This window comes from Staphylococcus sp. GDY8P94P, from assembly GCF_017892255.1.
In the GTDB taxonomy this organism is placed as follows: domain Bacteria; phylum Bacillota; class Bacilli; order Staphylococcales; family Staphylococcaceae; genus Staphylococcus; species Staphylococcus cohnii.
Window position 1 is genome coordinate 26036 of record NZ_JAESKU010000008.1, and the last position, 21273, is coordinate 47308.

Below are 21273 nucleotides of genomic sequence, written 5' to 3' on the forward strand. Positions count from 1 at the left end.
GTTTGCTTAGTAACTCGTACGAAAAAGATATTAACAAAACTATATGTAATAGCCTACCCCTTTGTTATCTTTTCGCTACCCCCTTGTTACTAATTATTATACTAACATAAACAATCAGAAAATGTAAGCGTTTTCTATAACTTTTTTTAAAACTTTATAAATGTCGTCATTGTCACTTTTATGCTATAATGAATGTAATATGTAATCATTTGGGAGGTGACTTTCTAATGAATAAACGCGAAAGGCAAAATAAATTGGTACAAGCAATACAGCAAAATAAGCAAATTACCGCTTCAGAACTTGCGATAGACTTAGATGTATCGAAACGTACGATTTTAAGAGATATTCAAGATTTAGAAGATCAAGGGGTAAAAATTCTAGCAAAACATGGCAAATTAGGCGGTTATCAACTTCAAGAAACGCCTAATAGTTATGAGCTCGAATTAACTGACAATCAACTTACTGCTTTATTCTTAGTATTGAATGAAAGTCAATCATATACAACACTTCCATATAAAGAAGAGATAAACGCAATTATAAAAAAATGTTTAAATTTACCTTATACGAAAATGAGACGTGCGCTTAAAAAGCTCGACCGGTATATAAAATTTAATCAACAAACACATGTTGACTTGCCACCCATCTTTTCAGAGGTTTTAATCTATTGCACTGAACGAAATGTGATGGCAATGGAGTATAATAAAGATGACGACATTATTACTGAAAATGTAATTTTTATCGGATTATTATGTACAGACGGATTATGGAAAGCAGTTATTTTTGAAATTGGTCTCGGTAAAACAAATGAAATACCTATTGTTGATATCCATGATATTTCATATTCTTTTGAGAAAAAAATAAAAACACAAGATATTACTATCAATAACTATCAACAGTTTTCAAATCCCACTGAGTCCTAAAAACTCAATGGGATTTTTTCAAAGGTTCATATTATGTATATAACGTAATAAGCGTAAAAATAAATGAAATTAAATTATTAAGCATGTGTATACTTACACTTGCTATTAATTTAAATCCTGATTTGATGTATACATATACCATAGCAATTGCTAAAATTATATAACTCCCTATTTCTAATGGAGATTCCGCTCCCATCACATGCATTAATGAAAATAGAATAGCTGAAATAATCCCCATAACAATAGCATTAAATTTCTTCCCTAGTTCACCTATCAGTAAATGTCTAAAAAATATTTCCTCCACTAATGGCGCTCCAATTACAATCAATAAAAATGTAAATGGCAAAAATGAAGGTTGATCAAACAAATTCATTAGTTCTAGCTCGTTTTGAGTTTCATTAAAACCAATGTCATCAGGTAACATTTGCATAGTCATATTATAAATTGCACTACAAATCATCATTATAATTGTTACTGTAATCAGAAATAAATAATGTTGCTTTATAAATGCTGTATTTTTCTTCAAATGCATTTTAAAGTCTTTACTATGTAAAAAATAAAAACTAAACACAGTGACAACATATGAGAGTAGTTGTATAACAACACTTAACTTTATCACTATTTTTTCTGTTAAATGATCTACATAAACGAAACTAAATAAAATACCAACCAATGTAAAAACAATCATACTTACAATTAAAATCGCAATCAGAGAAAAGTCTTTCCACACAATATCTTTAAAACGATATTTTGTTCTTTCCACTTTCAACAGCTCCCTTTAAAATCATTTTAAATTTTATATTGTATATCCTACCATTCTTAACAATTCCAGAAAATCATATTCATCATTTTAAATTTTATATGAAAGGATGCGTTTTATGTATAACTTAGAATATCATCAACTCGCTCAACACATTCATAAACTACTCAATTTAATTGAAACATATAAATTTGCCATCGTTACTCAAAATAAAAAGAAACAACAATACAAACAAGATATCCAACAATTTATTGAAGACGAGCTCATCCTATTCTCAGACATATCCTTACAACGCTTTTCTTTGCCACATTATAATTATTACCAATTCCTTTTAATACATGATCAGAACCCTATTGAAGAACTCACTATCGGCAATACAATTAAGTATCTTGATACCTTACAAAATCAATTATTAGAAACACACAAGTTATTACAAACATTTTTGTAATAATATTTCAAAATGATATTTTTTTAAATTTAAAATTGTAATACTTTTTCATGTATTGTAAAATGAAATCGATTACAGCAATATAGGAGTGATAACATGCATGGCTTTTCCATTTATTTAGGACAACCCATTGATAAATCGTATATTAGACGAATGATTGCTTTAGGATATACTACCATTTTCACATCTGTTCAAATTCCAGAGGAAGATGAAGCATCTAAATATCGCTATTTGGGAGAACTTTTAAATTATTTATCAGACAAACATCTTACGTATATGATTGATATCAATCCTTCATTGCTGAATCATTCTTTTTATGAATTCCTGCAATCATATCATCATGCTCAATTTATGATTCGTATTGATCACAGTACTTCTATAGAAATTATTAATGACATCATTCAACACGGTTTTGACTGTTGCTTAAATGCAAGCATACTTTCCGAATCACTACTTCAACAACTCTATGAAAAACTCGAAGACTTTACGCATTTATGTTACTGCCATAATTATTACCCACGTCCAGATACAGGTTTAACAACTAAATTTGTACATCATCAAAACTCACTAATTTTAAAGTATAATCCAAACGCAACAATTTACGGTTTTATCTCAGGTACAACAAAACGTGGACCTTTATTTAAAGGTTTACCAACTATAGAATCAACAAGAACACAACACCCTATTGAAAGCGCACAACTACTATTAGATCATCAGACAACGCAAATTTTGATTGGCGATTCTAAACTTAATACGCCACTCGACGAACAATTAATGAATGTATTATGCCATAGAACATTCACATTCACAGTTGATTTATTTGATATTCAAGCGACTACAATATTACAGCAAACGCACACTGTACGCCCAGACAACCCACAAGATGTAATTCGATCACAAGAAGCTAGACACTATTGTACAAGTGAAATGAATACTTTTAATACGACAAATCGAGACACGGGTACTGTGACAATTGATAATAAACTGAACGGACGCTACCAAGGAGAATTACAACTCTTGAAAGCTGACTTACCAGCGCATCCGCATGTTAATGTTATAGGTAAAATTTGTGAGTCTGAGCGCAGATTGGTTCATTGCATGAAGCCAAATGATACATTTAAATTTATTATTAAAACAAGGGAGTAGAAATTAATGAGTGATTTAACTACTGAATCCAGAAATAAAGCTACAATGCATTTAGATGAAATGTCTATTACAGAAATTCTTAAAACAATGAATGATGAAGACCAAAAGGTTCCTCAACAAATTAGAAAAATCATACCAGAATTAACTAAAGTCATAGAAATCACGACAAAACAATTTAGAGCTGGTGGTCGAATAATTTATATGGGTGCTGGAACGAGTGGAAGATTAGGTGTGCTTGATGCTGCTGAATGTGTCCCCACCTTCAATACGTCTCCAGATGAAGTGATTGGATTAATTGCAGGCGGTCAAAGAGCAATGACAGTTGCTGTTGAAGGTGCTGAAGATAGCACTTCTTTGGCAGAAGAAGATTTACATCATATTCACCTTAATGAAAAAGACGTTGTGATCGGTATTGCTGCAAGTGGTAATACACCTTATGTTATCGGAGGATTAAAATATGCAAATAGCATTGGTGCACATACCGTTTCGATTGCATGCAATACAAATACTAAAATAAGTAAAATAGCTACAAAAGCAATTGAAGTAAATGTAGGCCCTGAAGTATTAACAGGTTCCACTAGATTAAAATCAGGAACAGCACAAAAATTGATACTTAATATGATTTCAACTATCACAATGGTTGGTGCCGGTAAAGTATATGATAATCTCATGGTCGATGTAAAAGCTACAAACCAAAAATTAATTGACCGTTCTATACGCATCGTACAAGATATCTGCGACACATCATATCAACAATCTGAGAAGCTATATAATGCCGCAGATCATAACCTTAAAGTTGCTATCGTTATGCATATGTGTGATACATCAAAAGCAGACGCAATACAGCGTTTAGACAATAATAATCACATCGTTAAGCAAGCAATCAGAGATTAAACCAAGTACTTAAAATAATTTATGTATATTGGAGGGTTTTACGATGACTAAAGAACAAAAACTTGCAAAAAACATTGTAAATGCAGTTGGCGGTTTAGAGAACATGGAAAATGTTATAAATTGCATGACGCGCGTTAGAATTAAAGTGCACGATGAAAATAAAGTTGACTATGATAAATTAAAATCTACTGACGGCGTTATAGGTGTGGTCAAAGACGACCGTGTACAAGTTGTCGTTGGGCCTGGCACAGTTAATAAGGTAGCTGACCATATATCTGAAATGAGTGGTGTGCGTTTAGGTGAAACCATTTCACACCATGATAAAAATTATAAAGCTGAAACTGAAGCAAGAGCTAAAGAAAACAAGGCGGCTTTTCAAAGCAAACAAAAACGTGGTAAGTTCAATAAACTATTAAAAACAATCGCAAATATATTTATTCCATTGATTCCAGCATTTATTGGTGCAGGTTTAATTGGTGGTATTGGTGCAGTTTTAAGCAATTTACTTGCGGCCGAGGTCATATCTGGCCCCTGGATCACACAACTTGTCACTGTTTTTAATGTAATTAAAGATGGTATGTTAGCTTATTTAGCAATCTTCACGGGTATAAACGCTGCAAAAGAATTTGGTGCAACACCAGGTTTAGGTGGTGTTATTGGAGGGACAACGTTATTAACAGGTTTAACGGAAGAAAATATGATTACTAATATTTTCACAGGTGAACCTTTACAAGCAGGACAAGGTGGTATAATAGGTGTTATCTTTGCAGTTTGGTTATTAAGTCTCGTAGAAAAGAGATTACATAAAATTGTACCAAATGCCATAGATATCATCGTAACACCTACGATTACTTTGTTCGTTATCGGCTTATCAACAATCTTTATCATCATGCCATTAGCTGGCTTTGTTTCTGATGGTTTAGTATCCGTAGTCAATGGTGTTATTGATATCGGTGGCGTCTTTAGTGGCTTTATCATTGGTGCTTTCTTCCTACCATTAGTTATGTTAGGATTACATCATATATTTACGCCTATTCATATTGAGATGATAAATCAATCTGGTGCTACTTACTTATTACCTATTGCTGCCATGGCAGGGGCAGGACAAGTTGGTGCCGCATTAGCACTTTGGGTAAGATGTAAGAAAAATACTACTTTGAGAAATGCAATTAAAGGTGCACTTCCTGTTGGTTTCCTCGGTATTGGTGAACCTTTAATTTATGGGGTTACGTTACCTCTTGGTAGACCATTCTTTACAGCATGTATTGGTGGAGGTATTGGTGGCGCAGTAGTTGGTGGTATTGGACACATCGGTGCCAATGCTATTGGACCAAGTGGTATTTCATTGTTACCTTTGATTTCAGATCATATGTACTTAGGATATATTGCAGGATTAATCGCTGCTTACATCGGTGGTTTCCTCTTCACCTTCTTTTTAGGTACAACAAAATCAATGAGAGAATCTGATAACTTAGGTGGTTAAACTATGACCAACGTACTTTATAAAATTGATAATATCTATGAAACTTTTACAAAAAGTGAAAAGAAAATTGCTGATTTTATTTTAAATGAACCGCATCGTATTATTAATATGTCTGTCCAAGATCTTTCAAATGAAATTAATACAAGTACTGCTTCAATTGTACGTTTTAGCAAGAAAATCACAGAAAAAGGCTTTCAAGAACTTAAAATTACAATTTCACGTTATTTGCCTGAAGATGCAATTAACAATAATCATATGGAATTAATTGATAATGAATCAGTCGATATTATCAAATCTAAAATGTTAGCTAGAGCAACCGACACAATGAGTTGTGTTGCGTCACAAATTGAGCAACCTCATATCGATGACATCTGCGATACATTGAAACATGCGCGTACTATATTCTTATTTGGTTATGGCGCATCACTCGTCATTGTCACAGATTTATATCAAAAATTGTCTCGCATAGGTTTAAATGTGCGCTTAATACAAGAAACGCATTTATTAATGACTACTATGGCTACACATGATGAACAAGATTGTATTATTTTTGTGACCAACCAAGGTAGTCATAGTGAAATGCAATCTATGGCAAAAGTTGCTACCGACTATAATATACCTATCATTACGATCTCGAGTTCGAACAATAACCCTGTAGCTAAAATTTCTGATTATACTTTAATTTACGGTCAAACAGATGAAAATGAACTGCGCATGGCCGCAACAACATCTTTGTTTGCGCAACTTTTTACTGTAGATATTCTGTATTATCGATTTATTGCTTTAAATTATCAACGCTCATTGGATTCAATCACACAGTCAAAAATGGCACTTGATAATTACCGTAAACATTTATCTAAAATCCAATTTAAACACTAAAACAATGCTAACATCACTTTTTAAATAACATAATAAATAAGAACGACCTAGAAATCACGTTTTTATAAAGGATTTCTAGGTCGTTCTCTTTTTTTAATCTGAAGTTAACATTATTTTACATCATTTTGAAAAAAGTCGAAAATATTTTTGGCATTATCAGTATTATCAATATTTCCTTTAAATTTATCACTACCAGGACCATATGCATAAGTATTTACATCTTCTCCAGTATGGCCATTTGTAGTCCAACCAGTATGAGATTTGTCATTAATCGGTTTTTGTACAGCATCTTGAACTTTTTGTAATTGACTTTCATATGCTTTTTCGTCTTTTTTAAGATCTTTAAGTTTTTTAGCTTCCTCTTTTATTTTATCAATTTGATCTTGTGAAACTTCAAAACCATAGCCATCTTTAATCACTTTTTCCACATTTTTACCCTTACTGATTTCTTCAGTCATATATTTACCTGAATGTTTCATTTGGTGGATAGCATCTGGATTCCAAACATAATCCTTACCTTTCGCTATAGACATACCACCTGTAGAATGATCTGCAGTAGCTACCACAAGCGTATCTGGATTGTCTTTTGCATAATTCATAGCATATTCAAATGATTTTTCAAATCCAGACATTTCAGACATTACCCCTGTTACATCATTTGGATGGCCTGATTTATCAATAGAAGCGCCTTCTACCATTAAAAAGAACCCTTTGTCATTTTGTTTTAATTTATTTACAGCACTATCTGTCATATCCACTAATTTTGGATTTTTATCTGGTGCGTCTATCTGTAACGGCATATCATTATCTGCAAATAATCCTAATACCTGTTTATTTTTAGAGTTTTGTAGTTCATTTTTATTAGTAACTACATCGTAACCATCTTTTTTAAATTTATTTTTTAAGTTGCCGTTATCTTTACCAAAATACTCAGCGCCCCCGCCTAATAGTACATCTACTTTATGTTTGCCATTAATTTTGTCATTGTAAAATTGTTTAGCAATTTCATCCTTTTTATCACGATCATCTACATGTGAAGCGTATGCAGCAGGTGTAGCATCTGTGATTTCAGCAGTAGATACTAAACCAGTTGATTTACCATTTTCTTTAGCTTGTTCTAAAACCGTTTTAACATTATTTTTATTAGCGTCGACACCAATAGCACCATTATATGTTTTTTGTCCTGAACTAAATGCGGTTGCACCGGCTGCAGAATCAGTAACATTCTCTTTTGGATCATTTGGATTTGTACGCTGACTACCTATTAGATATTTATCAAAAGCAGTTTGATCCATTTCTTTAGTATCAGGATTGTCTGCAAAATAGCGATAAGCAGCATTATACGAAGGTCCCATACCATCACCAACTAAAAAGATGACGTTTTTAGGGTTTTTTGTATTGCCCATGTAAGCTACATCAGAATTCTGATTTGAATCTTTAGTCTCATCTTTTTTCCCAGCTGCATAAATCCCTTGTCCACTCCCTAATGATGAACCGGCAATAATTGTCCCTGCAATTGTAGCAGTAGCTAGTTTATTAAGTATTTTCATATAATAACTCCTTTAGATATGTATTATGACCTCAGCTTTATTCTAAAGCACGAGTTTTGAGTGAGTATTTTTATATTGTTAATTTTTTGTAAAACATTAGTGTAATCACATTTACGATATTGTCGATAACAAAATAAGCCATAAATGATACAAGTTAATATATCATTTATGGCTTTTTAAAAGTTGATTATAAAACGACCTACTGTTTTACGTTTTGTTTTACTATTTAAATTTGCTTATCATCACTTAATTTATGATAGCCCTTCAGGTAATAGAACAATGTCATACAACCTAAGAATACGATACCAATAACAACTGAAACAACTGTTTCTTTATTAAATAACATGCCTATTAACACCATGATAAAGAACGCCATTGTAATATAATTTGTTATTGCACCGCCTGGCATTTTAAACGGATGATTCTTGATTTCTTCACTGTGATTTTTTCTGAATCTTAAATGACTAATTAATATCATAAACCACGGTACCATACCTGGTAAAATTGAGGCACTGTATACATAAACAAAAATGCTGTCCGCGCCTTTAATGAATAAAGGCAAAATAACGTTCAATAATGCCCCAATTAAAATACCAATTGCTATTGCAGTTACTGTCCAAATAGGAACACCATTTTTCATAACTTTACGGAAAAACTTAGGTAACATTCCTTTTTGAGATAAGTTCAACGTCATTCGACTAGCACTAAATATACCAGAATTACATCCAGACATCGCTGCCGTTAAAACTACAAAGTTAATGAGTCCTGCTGCGAATGTAATACCTACTTTTGCAAATGTTGCAACGAATGGACTGCCGATATTTCCTAATTCATCCCAAGGATAAACAGTTACAATAACGAAGATAGCTCCGATATAGAATATTAATATACGCCATATAACACCATTAACCGCACTTTTAATATTTTTTTGCGGGTCTTTAGTTTCACCAGCAGTGATACCAATTAATTCAACACCTTGATAAGAACCAATTACAATAGAAAGTGCAAAGAAGAATCCTATCCAACCATTAGGCATAAAGCCACCATGTGACCATAAATTAGAGAGTCCAATAGCTTCTCCTCCATTACCAATGCCAAAGAATATCAAACCGAATCCTGCGATAATCATTAAAATAATTGTTACTACTTTGATCATTGCAAACCAAAATTCAAATTCACCAAATGCTTTAACTGATACTAAGTTAGCACCTGCCAACAATAATACTACAATAATACCTGGTATCCACTGTGGTAAATCAGGGAACCAATAATTCATATATTCTCCAACGGCGATAACTTCACTCATACCTACAACAACCCATTGGAAAATATTGCTCCATGCTGTCAGATAACCAGCAACTGGATTTATGTAATCACTTGCAAAGTTTGCAAATGAACCTGAGGTCGGATGTAAATATACCATTTCCCCCATAGCTCTCATCACTAAAAATAAAAACAGGCCTGCTATTAAATATGCAAATATTACTGAAGGTCCTGTCCACTTGATTGTACTTGTCGCCCCCATGAAGAGTCCGACACCAATTGTTCCACCAAGTGCTATCATCCGCATTTGACGTGCACCTAGTCCCCTTTGTAATTCGTTATTCTCATTCATCATTCAAACCCCATCTCATTCAAATATAAGTGATAATAATTCACTTATTATGACGCTATTATACTATAAATTCTAAAAATTAAAACAATTATTTTTCATTTATGTAAGCCCTTACATATGTTTTTATTTTAGATTATTTTGTGAGAAAACGCAATGTAAATTTTATTTTCGATATTATAGCGAACAATTAAATATTCATATTAGTTAATTAATCGGCAGTTTTTAATTAATAGAAAGTGAGGATAAAGTTTTGAATGAAAAAAACATAAAATGGGATAAAGTTTTTTATGGTAAAGCTTGGGTCCATCATGTCGTAGAGACAATTCGAGCCAAAGATATATTGCAAAGTTTTTATTTAAGACGCTATCTGCTACGTGCCATTATGGCTGGATTTATCTTAGGCGTGATAGCAGTTTTTGTCTTACTCATTAAAGGTTCATTAGCATCTGATGTGCCAATGGGTGTTACAAATTTAGTCGGTGCGATTGCATTCAGTTTTGCTTTAGTATTAATACTTTTTACAAATTCCGAATTATTAACAAGTAACTTCATGTATTTTACAGTAGGACTTTATTATCGAGTCATTTCGCCATTCCGCGTTTTTAAAATTTTTACACTTTGTTTTATTGGTAATGCTCTAGGTGGATTAATATTCTTTTTATTGATACGTTCCTCAGATATAATGACTCCTGAGATGATGCAACAATTAGAAGCTACAATCGACCATAAAACACTAACTGCAGGTTTTGTCGCCATTCTAATAAAAGGTATTTTTGCTAATTTCTTTATAAACATCTCCTTTGTAATAGCTATGCAAATAGACGATGTTCTAGCAAAAATGTTCGTCATGATGTTTGGTGTATCAATTTTCGCATTTATGGGTTATGAGCACGTTGTTTATAATACTGTATTATTCGCAGGCGGCCTCGTATATCAAAGTGACGTCCTTTCAGTCATACCAGCTTTAATCAATTTGCTTGGTGCAGGTATTGGCAATTATATCGGTGGTGGCTTAGTTATAGGCTTGTTCTATGCTTATTTAAATGATCATAAGCAATATCAAAACAACAAAATTCATTAACTGCAGCTTGAGTTATTGTAATTAAAAGTTGAAGTCTAGTATTTATGAAGTTATAGTTCCTAATTTTATATGATATAATGCTCAATAGATTTTATTATAAAGGAGTTCAATATGAATAAACATCTATTGAAACGAACAATCACAGTTTCAATTATATTTGGCATATTATTTTTCCTGATCAATTATTTTAGTGATAGTGATGTTTCTGCCAGAAATTTAGTGCTAAAAAGTTTACTTACGATTGTTGTATTCGGGATACTATATTACTTAATTTTTACTATTGTAAATTCACCAGAACAAAAATATAAATTTGGTATTACTTTACCTATTTCTCTACTAATTGCTATCATTATCAGTGCTATGTTTTCTGCTCTGAAAATCGGTATTATAACCGGCCTAATCATTGGTATAATAGCAGGTTATCTATGGGAATTTATAGATAATCATAAAAACGGTGGTGATAAATCGTGAGCATTTTCATTGGTATTATTGTTATCATTTTATTAAGCGTAAGTTTAATTCCTAATTTAAAAGCTGTAAAAAAATCTAAAGCTACTGGAGAAAAAAATCCACGTTTTGCAATTATGGTAGGTATTGATTCTATTTTACTCGTGTTAGTTATTGTGACACTAATACTTCAATTTTTAAAATAGTCTATCATTTTCATCTTATATTACAAAAACCCCTTATCGACACATTTTTTTCAATGTCAAAATAAGGGGTTTTAAATTAAAATTGATTTTGTAAAACAAGAAAATATAAAACCAAAGCTCCCAATAAGTAAACAAGACTTCCAACCATAAATGAGCGAAATTGTATCTTTAACGGAACTTTTTTATTAAAGATTGGACCTAAAACTAAATTTCCTATTGCTAAAACAATTGGACCACCTAAAAAAAATAGAATTAAATATCCATTCATACACTAGCCTCTACTTTTTTTCAAAATATTTTTCAATGATAGCTGTACCTGATAAATCTTTACCTACATAGGCTATGTTACTAAAATCTTGTTTTTCCGTCATATCATTCGTGTTTACAATCACATCTAAACCAGCATTTACCGCAGCGGTTGCCCCATTGACTGAGTCTTCTATGGCTAAACAATTAACTGGGTTATAATTTAATCTTTGAACTGCTGTTAAATATAGTTCAGGACTTGGCTTTATTTCTTCTACATCTTCTCTTCCAACAACAACATCGATATACGTATCTAACCCCAATTGCTCGAATGTGGGTTGAATATCGTTTCTAAAACTACTTGTCGCAATAGCCATTGGTATATGGCGCACTTTACAATAATCCATAAGTTGTTTCATATGCGTAACAATCGGTAAATGTATACTTGTTTCATTATGCTCTTGATAAATTGCTTCCTTGCGTTCCTGTCCGAGTTGAGCCTCCAAGTACTGGTGCAAATCTGAAGCCAATCCCCCGATGGATTGTCGATAAAAATCTAAACTAACTTCCTCCAAACCATAATGATTTAGATGTTTATTTATTATTTCAAACAAGTGTTTTTCTGTATCAATAATTGTTCCATCAAAATCAAATATCACTGCGCGATACATACAGTACCCTCCTCTAAAATAAACAAGATAAAATCAAATTATTGTCAGTGTATCATACTTTCCGTCCCTCTAGCCTGCCATCGCCTCAGATAAAATAAACTAAGATGAAAACACAAAAATATTAATGTTTTCATCTTAGTTATGAATTCCTTATTAATTTCAACCAAAAATCAGTTATATTTACCTTTTGTTCCAGTATTTTGCAAGAATTGGTCCTGTAATATTATGTATTAAGCTAAATACCGCCCCTGGCACTGCAGACAATGGATTAAAATGTACTGTGGCTAAAGAAACTGCTAATCCTGAGTTTTGCATACCTACTTCTATTGATACTGCTTTTTTATCCGGTCGATCTAATTTTAAGATTTTGGCAAATGTATAACCCAATACATATCCAATCAAATTATGAAGAATGACAACCGCAAAAATAAGTAAACCAGTGGCCAAAATTTGTGCTTTACTACTACCAACTACAGACGCAAGTATTAATGAAATAGCTACAACAGAAACAATTGGCAATGCAGTAGCAGTCGTATCAGCAAATTTCTTAAATACTTTTTGGAGTACAAAACCAATGATTATTGGTATTAAAATGACTTGAACTACTGACCAAAACATACTAATAAATGAAACTTGCAACCATTCATGCGCAAATAAATATATTAAAGCTGGTGTTAAAAATGGAGCTAGCAATGTTGAAACACTAGTAATAGCTACTGACAAAGCAACATTTGCATTTGCTAAGTAACTCATAACATTACTAGATGTACCACCCGGACAACATCCAACTAAAATCACACCAATAGCAATTTCTGGAGGCAAATGAAACAGTTTGACAATTAAAAATGCACTTAAAGGCATAATTGTATACTGCAATATCACACCGACAATTACTGATCTAGGTGCTTGAAATATAATTTTAAAATCTTTAGGATCTATAGTTAATCCCATACCTAGCATAACAATCCCTAGTAAATAAGGTACCCAACTACTTAAAGTAGCAAGTTGCGTTGGAAATATAAAACCAATGATAGCTGCAATAAGCATCCATACTAAGAACGTATTCGTTGCAAACTTACTTACTTTTGATAACATCTAAACACTTCCCTCTCTGTATTAATAAAGAAGAATGTATCATACTTTAAGCCTTGAAACAACAGAATTTTCTAAATATTATGAATTCAAAATTTGTAACTTTTAAAAAATTTTATACTTCGTTCTAAAGACCTAGTGTCTTCTTTTAAAAAGAGTGGTACAATTTAATAGAATTTAAAACATGTACAATTTTAAGTGCAGTAGAATATTATTTTTAATATACGCATGTCACTTTATATAGATATGGAGGTATAATATGTTTTTAGATAAAACTGAAACGTTTGTATTAAACATCAGTGGTTTAAATAAACGTCATATCCGCAAAAATTTGTTAAAACTTTTGAAACAAGTACACTTTTGTAAATCCTTCAAGTTTACTATTTTCAAAAATAATCATTTATATGCTTTAGAAGTGAATTTACCTAAGCAACAACTACCTTATTTAATTAGTTTTCTCAGTTTCCACAATTATTTAATCTATCAAATTTTAGAAAATAATCATGCACATGAACTATTAGACTTAGATCATTTACTATTATCATCTAAACGTTTCGAAATCGCTGTTGACGGCCTTCACGATGCTTTTATTAAAGATAAAGTTATCGATATTATGAATTTACTCAATCACACTGAAACTATTGTTTATACCTTCAATCGAAATACCATCAACGTTTCTTGTTCACCTACAGCATTCTCTAAATTAATTCACGCTATCGCAACACATAACATTGATATTTATAGTGCGACCTATCAACCACGTTTAATGCATAAAACTAGAATTTCTTAAAGCACACTCATGCACGTTATCACTAATATAAACAACAAACTCGATTTGTTTCTTTTCCACCGATAATTAATAAACATGAGTCTAAAGTATCAACATCTAAGACTCAATCATAAACGTCAATTTTTATTGTAATTATATAGAAATTGACGTTTTTGTGTTTTGTAATGAACCTTTTCTTTTGTATCTTGAGAAATATTTCAAACGATTTTGTACCGTGCTGACGCCCAGGGAAATGATATGAGTGAGAGACTACAGGCTCGAGCCATATCCCCAGGCAAGCATGCACGATCAAAATCGCAATTTATTCATATAAAAAGGACTAATCCATTTTTTTCATATGGATTAGTCCTTTTGTGAGCATAGTCTTATATGCAACTTTTTTATTAATTATTTTTTTCTTCAAATACTAAATTTTCAAATGCTTCTCTTACTTGAGGTACAGACATACCTACTACGACTTGCACATTTTTCCCACTTTTTACTAAACCATGTGCCATTTGTCTATGCGTAAAGTAATCACTATCTTCAACTTTATTGACATCATTCACTGTCAATCTTAGACGCGTCGTACAATTTGTGACATCTTTAATGTTTTCTTTTCCACCCAAACCTTCTAAATAATATATTGCTTTATCTTCAAACTCATTTGTTGAGCCAGTTTTTTTAGTACCTTCTGCTTTACCATCTTTGTTTTTATAATCATCTTTACTATATAATTTCATATCCTTGTCGTCTTTTTTACGTCCAGGAAGCGGAATATTAAATTTTATAATTAAAAACTTGAATAAAAAGAAATAAATTGCTGTAAAACCAAAACCAATTGCAATTTGTATCACATAAGTTAACCAATGATTTTGTGCCAAAGGTATCCAATTCGTAGCAAAGAAGTCTAATAACCCTCCGCCAAAATTACCTACTAAGCCAAAACCATACATTAACGTATCCATTGTTGCTGCTAAGATTGCATGTAAAACGAATAAATAAGGTGCTATAAATAAAAACGTAAACTCTAATGGTTCAGTAATGCCAACAACAATTGCTGTCAATGTTGCTGGAATTAACAATGCTGCAATTTTCTTTCTATTTTCTTTCTGTGTTGTTGCGTACATTGCTAAAGCAATACCAATTGAACCGAAGACTTTCCCGTTACCTTGTAACATAAAACCATACGGGAACAATTCTTTTAATGGCTCTTTACTTTTAGCAAATTCATTTACATGTTCAAACCATTCTGCTTTTAACCCATGATTCACAACAACAGGACCTACTTCTATTGGTGCATAAATAAAATGGTGTAATCCTGTTGGTATCAATACTCTTTCTAAGAAATGATACAACCATACACCTATATAACCAGACCCAATAATAAAACCTTGCAATGAAGAAATACCGTTTTGTACCGTTGGCCATACGATACAAGTAATTAAAGCAATCGGTAACATAACAAAAAATGAAATCGTTACTACAAATGTCAAACCTTGAAATACACCAAGCATTTCAGGTAATTTTTTACTATAAAATCGATTATGTATCCATGTCACAATGCTTGAAATAATAATACCGCCTAGAATATTAGTGTCTAATGTTTCTATACCAGCAATCGCTTTTAACCCCGTTACATTTTCCACACCTTTTTCCAAATTTGCTCCGAATGTATGTGGCCATTGCGTTAATATGGCATTGATAAAAGTATTAAACATTAAATATCCCATTAATGCTGCTAATGCTGCATGTCCAGGTGCTTTCTTGGCCAAGGATAAAGGTAGTCCAACAACAAACACCACTTCCATGTGATTAAATATTGTCCAACCACCAGACTCTATCACTGACCATATTTTGAACCAATTCGTACCTTCATCTGCAATACTCCCCATTATTGAAGGATTTTTAAATAGCGTCGCTAAACCGAGTACAATACCAAAAAATGCAAACATTAATACAGGTACAATCATTGCACTCCCAAATCTCTTTATTGCGTTCATATAAAATTCCCCCTTCTTTCTAAATTTCTGAAATTATCCATTTATAATTATAAAGTGTTTATCAATTCGAATGATTAAATATCAATTTATCTTTGATTTTATAGTAAACGCTTACATACAAACAATAGTTTGACGTTATTACGAACAATTTTGTACAATAAGATTATATTTTCAAAACATGAAAATATTTTCAAAAATTTGAGGTGAGACCATTGCTTTTAGATGAACGTATTAACAATAATTTTAATAAATTAAATGAAAATGACCTACAAATCGCTCATTTTATAAATACACATATATCAGAATGTAAAACAATGAAAATACAAGACCTAGCGGCTTATACACATGCATCAAATGCAAGTATCCATCGTTTCACTCGTAAGTTAGGATTTGATGGCTATAGTGATTTTAAATCATATTTAAAATTCGAATCTGAACAAGTTCATCAATTGCCTTCTGACTCTATGAATGCTTTTAAGCAAGAAATCGAAAACACCTTCACTTATTTAGAGCGTATTGATTACGACCTAGTTACAGACAAAATATATCAAGCTGAAACGGTATACTTATATGGCACAGGTTTAGCACAAATGAACGTTGCGCAAGAAGCTCAAAGAATTTTATTAACCATACATAAGAATATTATTGTGCTACACGATGTACATGAATTTAAAATGGTATTAAATAAAGCTTCTGATAATGATTTATTTTTTATTATTTCTTTATCCGGAGAGACAGATCATTTATCTGACATAACGAATTTATTGCAACTGCGTCAAAAATATTTTATTTCTATTACTACGCTCCAAGATAACACATTAGCTCAAAAAGCAAATTATAATATTTACGTTTCAAGTAATACTTTTTATTTAACAAATGGCATCGATTATTCCAGTTTTATCAGTTATCATATATTTTTTGAAACGGTACTGCGTAAGTTTAATGAGCGTAAACAATATGGTCAATTTACCCATAATAATTAATCTATAAAATAAAAGAAGGCTGGACAAATTAATTGTCTCAGCCTCTTAGTCCAACTACTTTTTTATTGAGTTCGGTTGAATTGATATAATGATTTTATTGTTCTTCTTCATATGCTTCTAGCGTTGTTTGAAGCTTATCAAATAGCATTTCAAAACCATGCGCAGTGGAATCATGATATTCCTTTTTCTTTTGCTTATACTCTAACGATGTCAGTCTACGTTCTCTAGGCACATAAGCCGTGTAACTAAAAATCATTTGTGTAATACCTGGTTCTCTTTCAAACATCTCAACTTCAATAGTATCTTCAGAGTCACTTAATTCAGGCATACCTATAGTCATAACAATATATTCATTTGGGTTCAATGTAACATATGAACCCTTTACTATATTTTCTTTTCCCTTACGTACATCAATAATTTCATAGCCACCGTTTTGTACAGCATCTATTTCTATTGATTTATTCGTTCGTTCTGTTGTCATAAACCATTGTTTAAGAAATCGTTGCTCGGTCCAAGCTTGATATACTAATTCAGGTTCAACTTTAAAAAGTCGTTCCAATTGAATTTCTACATTTTCATTTTCCACATTGTATCTAGCCATGATTGTTCACCTACTTTCACTCTTATTACTATTCTAACTCATTATACTAGACTTCTAAACAATAATGCTATGAAATCCAACTTCCCTTTATTTTCACTAAAAAGTGATAGCCTATTTATTTTATCGTTGTTAGTCAGAAAACGTCAAAATTTTACCCTTTTTTATTTAAAAAGTTTATTTTTAAATATCGTATTATTTATTAAAAACAGGGGAGTCAGTCTATATTCAATTGGTATAAACCGACGCCCCTCCTTATAATTAATTTTTTTTATTCAATTTTGGTAATCTAAAGAAGATTGCAATTAGTCCACAAATACCTAGAATTATAGGATAAATTGAATACGGCATTAATGAAACTGGCGAAATAGACGCCACACCTGCCGCTGCTATAACTTGCGGGCTATAAGGTAATAAGCCTTGGAAACAACTTGCAAACATATCTAAAATACTTGCAGATTTTCTTGGATCAATATCGTATTCGTCCGCTATATCTTTAGCCAAGGGCCCTGCCATTAAAATCGAAATTGTATTATTGGCAGTTGAAATATCAGCTGCACTTACAAGTCCTGCTATGCCTAATTCTGCACCACGTTTTGATTTAACCCTATTGCGTACAAAATTCAATAACCAAGTTATACCACCATTATGTTGTATCAATGCTACAAGTCCGCCAATTAATAGTGCAATAATTGCAATATCTTCCATGCCAACAATTCCTTTTGAAATCGAACTAAGCAAGCCTGACCAACTAAATGACCCATCAACTAAGCCAATAATAGCAGATAATACAGTGCCACCAATCAATACGATAATTACATTGATGCCTGCAAGCGCTAAAATCAGTACCAATAAGTATGGAATAACTTTAATAAAATTGTAATCATATGATTTTGTTGTATCTATCTGAGCACCATGAGTTAAAAACCATAGCGCTATAACAGTAAATATCGCGCCCGGTAATACAATTTTTATATTCACTTTAAACTTATCACTCATTTTAGTCTTTTGAGTACGTACTGCAGCAATTGTCGTATCAGAAATCATTGATAAATTATCACCAAACATTGCGCCACCTACTACAGTAGCCATTGTAATCGCTGCAGAGACATCCGTCGCCTGACTTAAACCAAAGCCAACCGGTGCTATTGCTGCAACTGTACCTACTGAAGTACCCATTGAAAGTGATACAAACATACAAATGATAAATAAACCGACGATAATTAAGTTCTCTGGTATGAAAGATAGTCCTAAATTAACAGTTGACTTGACTCCACCCATATCTTCTGTGGTTTGAGAAAATGCACCCGCAAGTAGAAATATTAACATCATCAAAATAATATTTGAATGTCCTGCACCTTTTGTAAACACATCTACTTTTTTATGAAATGTTTCTTTTCTATTCATCAATAAACCCACGATAGATGCAATAATGATTGCAACATTAAGTGGCATTATTGAAAAGTCACCAGTAATAACGCCCACACCTAAAAATATACCAACAAATATGATAAGCGGTACAAGCGCCCATGCATTACCTTTTTTATTTTCCGCCATACAAAACCAACTTTCTTTATCATTACTTTTATAATCAATCGTTTTATTTACTTACCATAAAAAATAAAAAACTCTTTTCTTGTAGAAGAAAAGAGTAAATCGTTACATCTTTAATCTTATCTTCTAGCACAATTTATGCTACTGGAATTGGCACACGCATCACCATGTTGCCGAAGTTTCAATGGGCCAGTCCCTCCACTTCTCTAGATAAGCTATTTTATTTATTTTATAACAGTACACTATCCATGCGACTTCGTCAATTATATATTTGCAGTATGAAATGATACTTTAACTCAAATATTATTCCGTTGGCCTAACAATTGTAAATGTATCACCGATTGATGCATAATCATTTCCGGCTAACCGGCACACGGCTTCTAGTGTTTGCGCATTTATCTTACTGTCCTCAAAATACACATCTTCATTAATATGAAACATCAATACCTCACCAATAATTAGATCTGACCCCTCTTCAGTATCTCCTAAAGGAATAATCCGCTCTAATTTACATTCCATACGTATTTTCGCTTGCTCAATGCCAGGTACAGATATAAGTTCCGAATCGACAAGGGTTAATTCTGTGCGATCTAATTCATTTTCTCTACGCTCCAATGGTGCAGCTGTGCGATTAATTTGTTCTACATTTGTTTCATCCGTAATATGCACTACAAAAGTTCCAGTCTCTTCAATATTAAGCGAAGTGTCTTTACGCTTGCCTTTTGAACGTCCTGTAGAAATCATAATCATCGGTGGTGCACTATTTACTACGTTAAAGAAACTGAACGGTGCCGCATTTAACTTGCCATTTTTATCTTGAGACGTAACAAATGCTATCGGTCTAGGTATGATACTGCCACTCAATAATTTATAGTTTTGCCTTTTAGACAATTGACTTGCTTTAAAATGTTTCACTGAAATTCACTTTCCCTTCATAAATAAAAAGTGGCTATGTCAATATGTTAGTGCGTAAAACGTTCATTTAAGCACTAATCACTTTGAAATAGCCATCTATCAAATTAATCTAATTGTGTACCACCTGTAACACCATATACTTGGCCGGTTGTGTAACTTGATTCATCAGCTGCTAAATGAACATAGACACCAGCTAATTCTACAGGTTGACCTGCTCTACCAAGCACTTCTTTTTGGCCAAATGTCGGAATTTTCGATTGTGGTTGTCCACCTGATATTTGAAGTGGTGACCAAAATGGTCCTGGTGCGACACAATTAACACGAATACCTTTAGCACCTAATTCTTCAGACAAGCTTTTAGTCAACGATATAATTGCAGCTTTTGACGCTGCATAATCATGTAAAATAGGACTAGGATTATAACCTTGTACAGATGATGTTGTCGTAATTGTAGCACCTGGTTCCAGATAATCGATTGCTTTTTGTACAGTCCAAAATATTGGATACACATTCGTTTCAAAAGTTTCAGCAAATGATGCTGTATCAAAGCCTTTAAGTGTTTCTCTGTATTGCTGATGACCAGCTACGAGTGTAACATTATCTAATCCACCTAATGCATGATGTGCTCGCTCTACTAACTCATAATTGAATTGTTCATTGCGTAAATCACCCGGTATTAGCACAGCTTTTTGTCCAGCCGATGCAATAACTTCTTTTACCTCTTCAGCATCCTCTTGTTCTGATGGCAAGTAATTAATCGCAACATCGGCACCTTCTTTAGCATAAGCTATCGCAGCAGCCCTACCTATAGCCGAATCTCCACCTGTTACCAACATCTTCAAACCTTTCAATCTACCATAACCAATATATGAAGTTTCTCCACAATCTGGTTTAGGGTTTAGATTTTTTTGTAAACCTGGAACTGCTTGCTCTTGTTTTGGAAAATCTGCATTTGAAAATTTCGTTCTAGGATCTTGAGACACCATGGCTTAATCCTCCTCAAAAATAATGAT

General features: G+C 32.5%; 22 protein-coding genes and 1 riboswitch. Of the genes, 11 read left to right on the top strand and 11 right to left on the bottom strand.

Features of this window, described 5'->3' with window-relative positions:
* The first annotated feature begins 227 nt into the window (after positions 1–227).
* Positions 228–920, top strand: coding sequence for a helix-turn-helix transcriptional regulator (locus KA926_RS04590; RefSeq protein ID WP_210143670.1), 693 nt, complete (start codon positions 228–230; stop codon positions 918–920).
* A gap of 31 nt (positions 921–951) precedes the next feature.
* Here KA926_RS04590 and KA926_RS04595 read toward each other — a convergent pair whose 3' ends face one another.
* Positions 952–1683, bottom strand: a complete 732-nt coding sequence (locus KA926_RS04595) for a CPBP family intramembrane glutamic endopeptidase (RefSeq protein ID WP_210143671.1) — start codon at positions 1681–1683, stop codon at positions 952–954.
* Between the two features lie 115 nt (positions 1684–1798).
* On the opposite strand from KA926_RS04595, the gene KA926_RS04600 reads away from it, so the two are divergent.
* From KA926_RS04600 to KA926_RS04620, 5 genes are all read left to right on the top strand, one after another.
* Complete coding sequence (locus KA926_RS04600; RefSeq protein ID WP_019468335.1) at positions 1799–2128, top strand: hypothetical protein; 330 nt, start codon at positions 1799–1801, stop codon at positions 2126–2128.
* Positions 2129–2224: 96 nt separating this feature from the next.
* Entirely contained in the window at positions 2225–3274 is a 1050-nt protein-coding gene (locus KA926_RS04605) for a MupG family TIM beta-alpha barrel fold protein (RefSeq protein WP_210143672.1), read from the top strand.
* A gap of 6 nt (positions 3275–3280) precedes the next feature.
* Positions 3281–4168, top strand: coding sequence for an N-acetylmuramic acid 6-phosphate etherase (gene murQ, locus KA926_RS04610; protein ID WP_210143673.1), 888 nt, complete (start codon positions 3281–3283; stop codon positions 4166–4168).
* A 43-nt stretch (positions 4169–4211) separates the two neighbouring features.
* Positions 4212–5651: a PTS transporter subunit EIIC gene (locus tag KA926_RS04615; protein WP_210143674.1), complete on the top strand. Its 1440-nt coding sequence runs from the start codon at positions 4212–4214 to the stop codon at positions 5649–5651.
* A 3-nt stretch (positions 5652–5654) separates the two neighbouring features.
* On the top strand, positions 5655–6530 hold the full coding sequence (locus tag KA926_RS04620; RefSeq protein ID WP_107385089.1) for a MurR/RpiR family transcriptional regulator: 876 nt from the start codon (positions 5655–5657) through the stop codon (positions 6528–6530).
* A 110-nt stretch (positions 6531–6640) separates the two neighbouring features.
* On the opposite strand, the gene KA926_RS04625 is transcribed toward KA926_RS04620, so the two are convergent.
* Positions 6641–8080 carry an alkaline phosphatase gene (locus KA926_RS04625; RefSeq protein WP_210143675.1) on the bottom strand — a complete coding sequence of 480 codons (1440 nt, stop codon included), beginning with the start codon at positions 8078–8080 and terminating at the stop codon, positions 6641–6643.
* Between the two features lie 226 nt (positions 8081–8306).
* Positions 8307–9695, bottom strand: a complete 1389-nt coding sequence (locus KA926_RS04630) for an amino acid permease (RefSeq protein WP_210143676.1) — start codon at positions 9693–9695, stop codon at positions 8307–8309.
* 250 nt (positions 9696–9945) lie between these two features.
* Here KA926_RS04630 and KA926_RS04635 point away from each other — a divergent pair, with 250 nt between their 5' ends.
* The 3 genes from KA926_RS04635 to KA926_RS04645 all read left to right on the top strand — a co-directional run bounded on the left by KA926_RS04635 (position 9946) and on the right by KA926_RS04645 (position 11429).
* The gene (locus KA926_RS04635; RefSeq protein WP_210143677.1) at positions 9946–10776 is read left to right on the top strand and encodes a formate/nitrite transporter family protein; all 831 of its coding nucleotides are present in this window, start codon (positions 9946–9948) and stop codon (positions 10774–10776) included.
* A 111-nt stretch (positions 10777–10887) separates the two neighbouring features.
* On the top strand, positions 10888–11247 hold the full coding sequence (locus KA926_RS04640) for an SND2/TMEM208 family protein (protein WP_210143678.1): 360 nt from the start codon (positions 10888–10890) through the stop codon (positions 11245–11247).
* Entirely contained in the window at positions 11244–11429 is a 186-nt protein-coding gene (locus tag KA926_RS04645) for a hypothetical protein (protein WP_210143679.1), read from the top strand. The genes KA926_RS04640 and KA926_RS04645 overlap by 4 nt, the downstream gene beginning before the upstream one ends.
* 76 nt (positions 11430–11505) lie before the next feature.
* On the opposite strand, the gene KA926_RS04650 is transcribed toward KA926_RS04645, so the two are convergent.
* From KA926_RS04650 to KA926_RS04660, 3 genes are all read right to left on the bottom strand, one after another.
* The gene (locus KA926_RS04650) at positions 11506–11697 is read right to left on the bottom strand and encodes a hypothetical protein (protein WP_107385268.1); all 192 of its coding nucleotides are present in this window, start codon (positions 11695–11697) and stop codon (positions 11506–11508) included.
* Positions 11698–11707: 10 nt separating this feature from the next.
* A complete protein-coding gene (locus KA926_RS04655; RefSeq protein ID WP_210143680.1) occupies positions 11708–12346 on the bottom strand; it encodes an HAD family hydrolase in 639 nt (212 codons plus the stop codon).
* 180 nt (positions 12347–12526) lie between these two features.
* Entirely contained in the window at positions 12527–13441 is a 915-nt protein-coding gene (locus tag KA926_RS04660; RefSeq protein WP_107385270.1) for a bile acid:sodium symporter family protein, read from the bottom strand.
* A 256-nt stretch (positions 13442–13697) separates the two neighbouring features.
* Here KA926_RS04660 and KA926_RS04665 point away from each other — a divergent pair, with 256 nt between their 5' ends.
* Positions 13698–14228 (top strand): hypothetical protein, encoded by a 531-nt coding sequence (locus KA926_RS04665; RefSeq protein WP_210143681.1) that lies wholly within the window; start codon positions 13698–13700, stop codon positions 14226–14228.
* A gap of 383 nt (positions 14229–14611) precedes the next feature.
* Here the strand turns inward: KA926_RS04665 and KA926_RS04670 are convergent, their stop codons facing one another.
* Entirely contained in the window at positions 14612–16210 is a 1599-nt protein-coding gene (locus KA926_RS04670) for an alpha-glucoside-specific PTS transporter subunit IIBC (protein WP_210143682.1), read from the bottom strand.
* 212 nt (positions 16211–16422) lie between these two features.
* Here KA926_RS04670 and KA926_RS04675 point away from each other — a divergent pair, with 212 nt between their 5' ends.
* Positions 16423–17193 carry a MurR/RpiR family transcriptional regulator gene (locus KA926_RS04675; RefSeq protein ID WP_107504905.1) on the top strand — a complete coding sequence of 257 codons (771 nt, stop codon included), beginning with the start codon at positions 16423–16425 and terminating at the stop codon, positions 17191–17193.
* A 94-nt stretch (positions 17194–17287) separates the two neighbouring features.
* On the opposite strand, the gene KA926_RS04680 is transcribed toward KA926_RS04675, so the two are convergent.
* From KA926_RS04680 to KA926_RS04695, 4 genes are all read right to left on the bottom strand, one after another.
* Entirely contained in the window at positions 17288–17794 is a 507-nt protein-coding gene (locus KA926_RS04680) for an SRPBCC family protein (protein WP_210143683.1), read from the bottom strand.
* A 258-nt stretch (positions 17795–18052) separates the two neighbouring features.
* Positions 18053–19348: a Na+/H+ antiporter NhaC family protein gene (locus KA926_RS04685; RefSeq protein WP_210143684.1), complete on the bottom strand. Its 1296-nt coding sequence runs from the start codon at positions 19346–19348 to the stop codon at positions 18053–18055.
* Between the two features lie 113 nt (positions 19349–19461).
* A riboswitch (SAM riboswitch) is annotated at positions 19462–19562 on the bottom strand.
* Between the two features lie 86 nt (positions 19563–19648).
* A complete protein-coding gene (locus KA926_RS04690; RefSeq protein WP_210143685.1) occupies positions 19649–20260 on the bottom strand; it encodes a flavin reductase family protein in 612 nt (203 codons plus the stop codon).
* A 104-nt stretch (positions 20261–20364) separates the two neighbouring features.
* A complete protein-coding gene (locus KA926_RS04695) occupies positions 20365–21246 on the bottom strand; it encodes an SDR family oxidoreductase (protein ID WP_210143686.1) in 882 nt (293 codons plus the stop codon).
* Between the last annotated feature and the right edge of the window lie 27 nt (positions 21247–21273).

What these genes read in the sequence shown, in the direction of transcription:
- KA926_RS04695 (WP_210143686.1), bottom strand. Translation starts at nt 21,246, where the DNA reads ATGGTGTCTCAAGATCCTAGAACGAAATTTTCAAATGCAGATTTTCCA.
- KA926_RS04620 (WP_107385089.1), top strand. Translation starts at nt 5,655, where the DNA reads ATGACCAACGTACTTTATAAAATTGATAATATCTATGAAACTTTTACA.
- KA926_RS04605 (WP_210143672.1), top strand. Translation starts at nt 2,225, where the DNA reads ATGCATGGCTTTTCCATTTATTTAGGACAACCCATTGATAAATCGTAT.
- KA926_RS04655 (WP_210143680.1), bottom strand. Translation starts at nt 12,346, where the DNA reads ATGTATCGCGCAGTGATATTTGATTTTGATGGAACAATTATTGATACA.
- KA926_RS04685 (WP_210143684.1), bottom strand. Translation starts at nt 19,348, where the DNA reads ATGGCGGAAAATAAAAAAGGTAATGCATGGGCGCTTGTACCGCTTATC.
- KA926_RS04625 (WP_210143675.1), bottom strand. Translation starts at nt 8,080, where the DNA reads ATGAAAATACTTAATAAACTAGCTACTGCTACAATTGCAGGGACAATT.
- KA926_RS04670 (WP_210143682.1), bottom strand. Translation starts at nt 16,210, where the DNA reads ATGAACGCAATAAAGAGATTTGGGAGTGCAATGATTGTACCTGTATTA.
- KA926_RS04680 (WP_210143683.1), bottom strand. Translation starts at nt 17,794, where the DNA reads ATGGCTAGATACAATGTGGAAAATGAAAATGTAGAAATTCAATTGGAA.
- KA926_RS04615 (WP_210143674.1), top strand. Translation starts at nt 4,212, where the DNA reads ATGACTAAAGAACAAAAACTTGCAAAAAACATTGTAAATGCAGTTGGC.
- KA926_RS04640 (WP_210143678.1), top strand. Translation starts at nt 10,888, where the DNA reads ATGAATAAACATCTATTGAAACGAACAATCACAGTTTCAATTATATTT.
- KA926_RS04590 (WP_210143670.1), top strand. Translation starts at nt 228, where the DNA reads ATGAATAAACGCGAAAGGCAAAATAAATTGGTACAAGCAATACAGCAA.
- KA926_RS04600 (WP_019468335.1), top strand. Translation starts at nt 1,799, where the DNA reads ATGTATAACTTAGAATATCATCAACTCGCTCAACACATTCATAAACTA.
- KA926_RS04665 (WP_210143681.1), top strand. Translation starts at nt 13,698, where the DNA reads ATGTTTTTAGATAAAACTGAAACGTTTGTATTAAACATCAGTGGTTTA.
- KA926_RS04660 (WP_107385270.1), bottom strand. Translation starts at nt 13,441, where the DNA reads ATGTTATCAAAAGTAAGTAAGTTTGCAACGAATACGTTCTTAGTATGG.
- KA926_RS04650 (WP_107385268.1), bottom strand. Translation starts at nt 11,697, where the DNA reads ATGAATGGATATTTAATTCTATTTTTTTTAGGTGGTCCAATTGTTTTA.
- murQ (WP_210143673.1), top strand. Translation starts at nt 3,281, where the DNA reads ATGAGTGATTTAACTACTGAATCCAGAAATAAAGCTACAATGCATTTA.
- KA926_RS04630 (WP_210143676.1), bottom strand. Translation starts at nt 9,695, where the DNA reads ATGAATGAGAATAACGAATTACAAAGGGGACTAGGTGCACGTCAAATG.